Annotated in this window: 1 protein-coding gene and 1 pseudogene; one reads left to right on the top strand and one right to left on the bottom strand. The window is 74.4% G+C overall.

What is annotated here, in order from left to right; genetic code table 11:
- Positions 1–267: 267 nt before the first annotated feature.
- Entirely contained in the window at positions 268–1,155 is an 888-nt protein-coding gene (gene ftsY / locus ROTAS13_RS24345; protein WP_216348742.1) for a signal recognition particle-docking protein FtsY, read from the top strand.
- A 16-nt stretch (positions 1,156–1,171) separates the two neighbouring features.
- On the opposite strand, the pseudogene ROTAS13_RS27910 reads toward ftsY, so the two are convergent.
- Positions 1,172–1,516: pseudogene (locus ROTAS13_RS27910) on the bottom strand (hypothetical protein); the annotation flags it as partial.

Genomic DNA, 1,516 nt, shown 5'->3' with positions numbered 1-1,516 from the left:
CCTGCCACGCCGGTTTCGCCGCCGGTTCCCGGCTTCCTGTTGCCACCCGTCCCACCGCCCGCCGTGGCGCGGGCCAGCGACCCGGTGCCGGTGCCGCCGCCGGTCCGGGAACCGCCGCCGCCCATCCCCGTCCCGCCGGACGAGGAGCCGGATGTGGAGGAACCGCCTCCCGCCGACATCCCCGACCTCCCCCCGGCGGAGGAGCCCACCACCCCCTCGCCGGTCCGCGAGCCGCCCGCCGGCTTCTTCGGCCGGCTCAAGGCCGGGCTGCAGCGTTCCACCCAGCGGCTGACGGAGAACCTCACCGGCCTCTTCACCAAGCGCCCGCTGGACGAGGCGGCGCTGGAGGACCTGGAGGACACGCTGATCACGGCGGATCTGGGCGTCGCTGCCTCCCGCCGCATCGTCGAGGGCTTCCGCCGCACCCGGTTCGGCAAGGAGGTTTCCGACGAGGAGGTGAAATCCGCCTTGGCCGAGGAGATCACCGCAATCCTCGCCCCGGTCGCCACGCCGCTGGTCCCGGCGCCGGGCACGAGGCCCTTTGTGGTGCTGATGGTCGGCGTGAACGGCACCGGCAAGACCACCACCATCGCCAAGCTCTCCGAGCAGTGGCGCGGCGAGGGCCGGCGGGTGATGCTGGCGGCGGGCGACACCTTCCGCGCCGCGGCGGTGGAGCAGCTTCAGGTCTGGGGCGACCGCACCGGCGCCCCCGTGGTGGCCCCGGCCAAGCCCGGCGCCGATGCCGCCGGCTTGGCGCACGAGGCCCTGGACCGTGCCGTGGCCGAGGGCATGGACGTCCTGCTGATCGACACCGCCGGGCGGCTGCACAACAAGGCCGGGCTGATGGAGGAGCTGCGCAAGGTGGTGCGCGTCCTGAAGCGGAAGGACCCCGCCGTGCCGCACGCCACCATCCTGGTGCTGGACGCCACCACCGGCCAGAACGCCATCCAGCAGTGCAAGGTGTTCCAGGAGATGGTGGACATCACCGGCCTCGTGGTCACCAAGCTCGACGGCTCGGCCAAGGGCGGCGTCGTGGTGGCCCTGGCCCAGGAATTCGGCTTGCCCGTCCACGCGGTCGGCGTGGGCGAGAAGGCCGCCGACCTCCGCCCCTTCGATCCACGCGACTTCGCCCGCTCGCTGGTCGGACTGGCCTGAGCCGCCCCCGGACCCTTCAGTAGCTGAAGGGCACCCGCAGCCGGGCGCCGGGCACGATGTCCCGGAACTGGTCCCTGCGCCGGGCCAGGTCGTCCTCGTCGATGCTGGGATTGCTGCCGGGCACGCGCTGCGGCTCGAAGAGATCGGGTCCGAAGGACGGGCGGTTGTCGGCGCCCTGGTCGCGCGGGCGCGGTGCCTCCATGTCGCGATTCGGCATCGGCGCGATGTCGTAGGGCCGGGTCGTGGCGGGCGGAGGAGCCGGCGGCGGTGCCTCCTGCTGCGCGGGCGGCGGTGCCCGGCGCCTCGGCGCACGGCGCGGCGGCGGCTTCCGGCGCGGTGCGGCGGGGGGCTGGGTGGCGGA

The sequence above is a fragment of the Roseomonas sp. TAS13 genome (assembly GCF_001950415.1).
Lineage (GTDB): Bacteria > Pseudomonadota > Alphaproteobacteria > Acetobacterales > Acetobacteraceae > Roseomonas > Roseomonas mucosa.
Note: the sequence above shows the minus strand (reverse complement) of the source record. Positions and strands in the feature narration are given on the sequence as shown.